The organism is Kitasatospora sp. NPDC036755 (genome assembly GCF_040636595.1).
Lineage (GTDB): Bacteria > Actinomycetota > Actinomycetes > Streptomycetales > Streptomycetaceae > Kitasatospora.
Genome location: NZ_JBEZUT010000017.1, coordinates 43,278 through 49,352 on the forward strand (window position 1 = coordinate 43,278; position 6,075 = coordinate 49,352).

Genomic DNA, 6,075 nt, shown 5'->3' on the forward strand with positions numbered 1-6,075 from the left:
GTGCGCGCCCTCGCATCGTACTACGTACGCCGTACGTATCTAAGATGGGTGAGCGAGGTGATCTTCCAGTGCCGTCCAGCAAGCCCGTACCGCCCGGCGAGCCCCTGTCGTCCGGCGAGCCCGAACCGCCCGGCCGGCCCCCCGGCGGTCCCGACCGGCCGGACCGGCCCCCGCGACCCGACCGGCCCGTACCGCCCGAGGCCCCCGAACTGATCTGGCTGCGCCCCGAGCGCACCGGCCGCGGCCCGCGCCCGGCCCACAGCCGCGACTCCATCGCCGCGGCGGGCATCGCGATCGCCGACGCCGAGGGCCTGGACGCCGTCTCCATGCGCCGGGTGGCCGCCGCGCTGGGCGCGGGCACCATGTCGCTCTACAACTACGTGCCGAAGAAGGAGCACCTGCTCGACCTGATGCTCGACGCGACCTCCGCCGAGTACCGGCTGCCGCCCGAGGCGAGCGGCGACGTGCGGGCCGACCTCACCGCACTCGCCCACCAGCAGCTCGCCATCTTCCGCCGACACCCCTGGCTGCCCGCGCTGGTGCTGGCCCGCCCCGGCATCGGCCCCAACGCCCTGCGCTACACCGACCACTTCCTGGCCGCCACCGCCCCCACCGGGCTCGGCGGCGGCACCCGGATGGAGGCGATGGCGCTGTTCAACGGCTTCATCTGCCAGTTCGCGCAGTACGAGCAGACGGCGGCCGCCGGCGCCAAGTGGCAGGCCGAGCTGGCCGGTTACCTCGGCCAGGCGGCGGCGAGCGGCGAATTCCCGCACCTGGCCGAGGCGTTCGCCACCGCCGGCCCGCCCGCCGACCCCGACCGGGCGTTCGACCGCACCCTGGACCGGGTGCTCTCCGCCATCCTGGCGCCGACCGCCGGGTAGGGCCGGTCCCGCCGGTCGGTCCGGGGCCCGGAACGCCATGGCCCGGAACGCCGGGTCCCGAGCCCCCGGACGCGGTGCCGGCCCTCTCCGGCCCCGGACGCGGTCCCGGTCCCGAGCTCCGGCCCCGGACGCGGTCCCGGGACCGGAGAGGGCCGGCACCGTCGGCCGTTCCGGCGCCCTGGCCCCGGGACGCCGGGGCAGGTCCTAGCCGAGCACCTCCCGCGGCAGCACCCCCGCCACCCGCCCGTCCACCAGGACCAGCACCGACCGGCAGGCGCCCCCGAGCACCGCCCGCGCCTCGGCCGGCGACTGCCCGACGCCGACCGCGGGCAGCGCCGGTCCGAGCAGCGCGCCCAGCGAGTCACCCGGCTTGACCGTGCCGTCCGCGAGCGCCGCCTCCAGCGCAGCCCGGGACACCGAGCCGACCACCTCGGTCGCGGCCACCCCGTAGGGCCGCTCCGTCCGCGCCAGCACGGCCGGGGCCACGCCGCCCGGAACGTCCCGCAGCACCTCCAGCGCCTCGCCGACGGTCGCGTCGGCGGCCACCGGCACCAGCGGTCCGGCGGCCTCCAGCAGTGACCGCAGGCCGTCCCCGTCCTCCAGGAATCCCCACTCCCGCATCCACGCGTCGCTGTGCACCTTGGACAGGTAGGAGCGGCCCGAGTCCGGCAGCAGCACGACCACCAGGTCCTCCGGGCCCAGCTGCCGGGCCACCCGCAGCGCCGCCGCCACCGCCGTGCCGGAGGACGGGCCGGCCAGGATGCCCTCCTCACGGGCGAGCCGGCGCGCCGTCAGCAGCGACTCGCGGTCGGGGATCCGCTCGTAGGAGTCGATCGCCTCCGAGCGCAGCGCCTGCGGCCAGCGGTCCTCGACGGTGTCCGGGTGCAGGTAGTGCCCGATGCTCTCGACGTACCACGGGCTGCCGTCGCCACCCCCGTACGAGGAGGACTCCGGGTCCGCACCGACCACCGTCACCGAGCCGCCGGAGGCCTCCTTGAGGTACTCGCCGGTCCCCGTGATGGTGCCGCCGGTGCCGACGCCCGCGACGAAGTGGGTGACCCGGCCACCGGTCTGCTCCCAGACCTCGGGGCCGGTGGTCCGGAGGTGGGCATCGGGGTTGGCCAGGTTGTCGTACTGGTTGGCGAGCCAGGCCCCGGGGATCTCCTCGGTCAGCCGTTCCATCACCTTGAACAGGTGCCGCGGGTCCTCCTGGGGCACCGCGGTCGACGCCCGCACCACCTCCGCGCCGTACGCGCGCAGGATGTCCGCCTTCTCGGCCGACGACTTGTCCGCCAACCCGGCGATCACCCGGTAGCCGCGCCGGCGGCCGACGATCGCCAGACCGATACCGGTGTTCCCGGACGTCGCCTCGACGATCGTCCCGCCCGGCTTCAGCAGGCCGTCCCGTTCGGCGGCCAGGACCATGGACAGCGCGGCGCGGTCCTTGACGCTGCCGCCGATGTTGAGGAACTCGGCCTTGGCATAGACCGGCGCGGCGAGACCGGCGCCGAGCCGGGCGAGGCGGAACAGCGGCGTCCCGCCGATCGCGTCGAGGACGGATTCGTGAACTGCGGCCATCGTGGGCCCCTTTCGCCGACACTGTCGGTCCGAGCCTGCCCAGGCCGGGCGCTCGTAGACAGTGGCGACACCTCCCCTCATCCGGCCGAAACATTGTCCGAGGACCACAGGACGGCGCGGGCGGCCGGAAGGGGCGCGGGCCGGTGGCCGCACCCTCCGCTCCGTCAGCCGCACCCCCCTTTGTGTCAAGAGCGGGAAGGGGGCGGGTGGCGACGTGTACGCGCCCCCCGGTTCTGCCGCGCTTCAGGCCGCACACCGGCTCCGGCGGTCCTGCCGCCCGGCCCGATCAGCTACGGCTGCCCTTCCCCAGGCCCCCGGTCAGGGTGGCCCAGAAGCCCCGGCGCTGCGGCTGCTCCGGAGCGGCCCCGGCGCCCCCGGCGGCTCCGGCGGCTCCGGACACCGAGGCCGCCGAGGAAGCCGAGGAAACCGCGGCGACCGGCTGCGCCGGGACGTCCGGGACGAGGCCCTACGCCCGGGCGGCATCGAGCCAGGTGGGGAGTTCGGTGAGCAGCAGGTCGTACAGCTCGGCGTCGGAGACCGTCCGGGGGTCGCGCCCCAGGTGGACGAAGCCCGCGTTGTCGATCGGCCGCTTCTCCGGGACCGGCAGCTCGTCCAGCTTCCGCAGGAAGTCGAACTGACGGCTGTCCGGGTCCCCGAAGCCGATGAACTGCCAGAAGATCGGCAGCGTCGCCGCCTCGCACAGCCGCCTCTCGGCGTCACGCTTGCTGATCGGGCCGCCGTCCGTCTGGAACAGCACGAAGGCCGGCGCCGTGGCACCGCTCTCCCGGTAGTGCCGGACCACCGCGTCCATCGCCAGGTGGTAGCTCGTCTTCCCCATGTGCCCGAGGCCCGCGACGATCCGGTCGATCCAGCCCGCGTGGTCGGCCAGGGCGATCTCCGCCTGGGCGTCGACCTCGGTGGAGAAGAAGACGACCGGCACGCTCCCGTCGTCGTCCAGGTGCGCGGACAGGCCCAGGACCCGGTCGGCGAGCGCCTGGACGCTGCCGTCCTTGTAGTAGGACCGCATCGAGCCGGAGTAGTCGACCACCAGGTACACCGCGAAGCGCTGACCGCCCAGCCCGCGCCGCTCCACCGAGGCGCCGGCCGTCTTGTAGAGACTCACCAGCGCCGGTGCGCTCCGCTCGACCTTGCTCAGACTGACGGCCATGGCTCGCTCCCTCGCTCGCTGCGACAACCGGACAACCGGACAACCGGACAACCGGACGACGGACGGCCGAGACCGACGGCCGACGACCGACGACCGACCGGACGACCGGACGACCGGACCGCCGGGCTGCCGGGCTGCCGGGGCGCGTGATCTTCGACGCGCTCCGGACACTCTGCGACGTGGCCCGGAGCGACGGCAAGTCCTCGCGCGTGCCGGACCGTCCCGGGCCGTCCGCGTGAACGGGGCGGCCGGTCCGCGCACCGCGCCTCCCGAGCGGCCGCACCCCGCGCCGCCCCGAAGTGCCACCCCGACCACGTCGGCGGGCGAGTCCGCCACATCCGCCCCAGCAGCCCCGGCCTGGTGAAATCCCCTCGTCACGGCCGCCCGGCTCCCGTAGCGTGGTTCGGTCGATCTTGAGGGCAGAACGGGGCACCACATCATGCAGCAGCACCAGGGCTGGGCCGACGAGCGTTTCGGCGCCGTCGCGGACGTCTTCGCCGCCAACTTCGCCGAGTTCCCCGAACTCGGCGCCGCCGTCACGGTGTTCGCCGGCGGCCGCAAGGTGGTCGAGCTGTGGGGCGGCACGGCCGACGACCGCACCGGGCGGGCCTGGACACAGGACACCGTGGTCCCGGTGTTCTCCTGCGCCAAGGGCCCGGTGAGCCTGTGCGCGCACCTGCTCGCCGAGCGGGGCCGGCTCGACCTGGACGCACCGGTGGCCCGCTACTGGCCGGAGTTCGCCCGCAACGGCAAGCAGGACGTCACCACCCGGATGATCCTCGGCCACCGCGCCGGCATACCGGCCCTGGACGCGGTGCTCTCCTTCGAGGAGATCGCCGCCTGGGACCCGGTGATCCGGGCGATCGAGGCGCAGCAGCCGCTCTGGGAGCCGGGCACCTCCTACGAGTACCACGGGCACGTGTTCGGCTTCGCGGTCGGCGAGGTGATCCGCCGGATCACCGGGCTGACCCCGGGCGCCTTCCTGCGCGAGGAGATCGCCGAGCCGCTCGGCCTGCCCGTCCGGATCGGCCTGCCGGAGAGCGAACTCCCGCTCCTGGCCCGGCTGGTGGAGGCCGAGGGTCGCCGCCCGATGCCCGGCCCGGAGCACCTGCTCACCCGGATCGTCACCATGAACGGCGCGCTGGTCTTCCCCGGCCTGGACGAGCCGCGCGGCTGGAACGACCCGGCCCTGCACGCGATCGAGCTGCCCGGCGCGGGCGCCGTCGCCTCGGCCACCGGCCTGGCGGGCGTCTACGCGGCGGCGGCCACCGGACTGGACGGCTCGCCCCGCCTGCTCTCCCCCGGCACCGTGGCCGACGCGGTGCGCGAAGTCTCCTCCGGGGCGGGCTTCCTGGGCTTCGACCTGGGTGCCCGCTGGGGATCGGGCGTGCTGCTCGACTCCCCCGCCTTCCGGCCGCTGCTCGGCGCGCGCAGCTTCGGCAACGACGGCGCCGGCGGCCAGTTCGCCTTCGGGGACGACGAGTTCGGCATCGGCTTCGCCTACGTCGCCAACCGGATGATCGGCCACGGCGACGCCCGGGCGAACCGGCTGATCGAGGCGGTGCGGGCATGCCTGGGCTGACGGGCTTCCTGCCGCTCGTCACCGCCCTGGCCACCACCGGCGGCCTCGGCGAGCTGCGCTACGGCGCCTCGCTGCCCGAACTCGCCGCCCGCTACGGCGAGCCCTGGGACGGCGGGCGCGTCCACCGGCAGACCCACTGGCCGCACGCCTTCGGCTGGGGCGACGTACGTGCGGTGTTCTGCCGCTGCCGCCGGCTCCACTCGCTGTCCCTGCCGGTCTGGCACGGCGAGCTCGACCTGCCGCGGCCGGGCGGCGAGTCGGTGACGCTCGACACCGGCGTCACCGAGGCCGAGCTGCTGGCCGCGCTCACCGCCACCGACCACACCTGGCGGACGGTCGCGTACGAGAACCTCCCGGGCCAGCGGACCCTGGAGTTCTCGCCGGCCGAGGAGGTCCGGGTCGGGTTGGTGCTCGTCGACCGCGACGGCTACGACCAGCCGCCGTTCCCGGAGTGGATGCTGCACAAGGCCGTGCTGTGGGGCTACGAACACGTCGACTGCCCCGAGCCGGACGGCTCGCTCCCCGACGACGGCTGGGGCTCGGCCGAGCCGTAGGAGGGCCGCGGTGGGCCGGTGGCGGGCCGTTCCGTCCCCTGCGCGGGACGGCCCGCCACCGGCCGCGTGTCAGTTCAGCAGGAAGTCGTACACGGCCTGCCGCCCGGCCGGGTCGGCCGCCCGGGTCTGCACCGAGTGGGCCGCCCCGGGCACGGTCACGATCCGCGGGTGGTGGGTGAACTCGGCCTGCTCGTAGAGCCATTCGTTCGGCGTGGAGAGGTCCCGGTCGCCGCCGAGCAGCAGCACCGGCACGTCGGGCAGCTTGCGGTGCGCCGGGGGGAGCGGCGCGACCGGCTCGCGCGGCCAGTCCCG

The 6,075-nt window shown here is 75.1% G+C and carries 6 protein-coding genes; 3 read left to right on the forward strand and 3 right to left on the reverse strand.

Translation table 11 applies throughout. The annotated features are described in order from the left end of the window. Window positions 1–68 precede the first annotated feature (68 nt). Entirely contained in the window at window positions 69–881 is an 813-nt protein-coding gene (locus AB0E96_RS04580) for a TetR/AcrR family transcriptional regulator C-terminal domain-containing protein (RefSeq protein ID WP_359818397.1), read from the forward strand. A gap of 204 nt (window positions 882–1,085) precedes the next feature. Here the strand turns inward: AB0E96_RS04580 and AB0E96_RS04585 are convergent, their stop codons facing one another. Together AB0E96_RS04585 and AB0E96_RS04590 are read right to left on the reverse strand one after the other, a co-directional pair. Then, window positions 1,086–2,459 carry a pyridoxal-phosphate dependent enzyme gene (locus AB0E96_RS04585; protein WP_359818399.1) on the reverse strand — a complete coding sequence of 458 codons (1,374 nt, stop codon included), beginning with the start codon at window positions 2,457–2,459 and terminating at the stop codon, window positions 1,086–1,088. Between the two features lie 466 nt (window positions 2,460–2,925). Beyond that, window positions 2,926–3,627 carry a VWA domain-containing protein gene (locus AB0E96_RS04590; RefSeq protein ID WP_359818401.1) on the reverse strand — a complete coding sequence of 234 codons (702 nt, stop codon included), beginning with the start codon at window positions 3,625–3,627 and terminating at the stop codon, window positions 2,926–2,928. A 439-nt stretch (window positions 3,628–4,066) separates the two neighbouring features. Between AB0E96_RS04590 and AB0E96_RS04595 the strand changes: the two genes are divergently transcribed. Both AB0E96_RS04595 and AB0E96_RS04600 read left to right on the forward strand, forming a co-directional pair. Continuing rightward, entirely contained in the window at window positions 4,067–5,209 is a 1,143-nt protein-coding gene (locus tag AB0E96_RS04595) for a serine hydrolase domain-containing protein (protein WP_359818403.1), read from the forward strand. Then, window positions 5,197–5,763 (forward strand): hypothetical protein, encoded by a 567-nt coding sequence (locus AB0E96_RS04600; RefSeq protein WP_359818406.1) that lies wholly within the window; start codon window positions 5,197–5,199, stop codon window positions 5,761–5,763. Before AB0E96_RS04595 ends, AB0E96_RS04600 begins: the two co-directional genes overlap by 13 nt. A gap of 69 nt (window positions 5,764–5,832) precedes the next feature. On the opposite strand, the gene AB0E96_RS04605 is transcribed toward AB0E96_RS04600, so the two are convergent. Then, the coding region (locus AB0E96_RS04605) for an alpha/beta hydrolase (protein WP_359818409.1) at window positions 5,833–6,075 on the reverse strand (243 nt) is incomplete at its 5' end.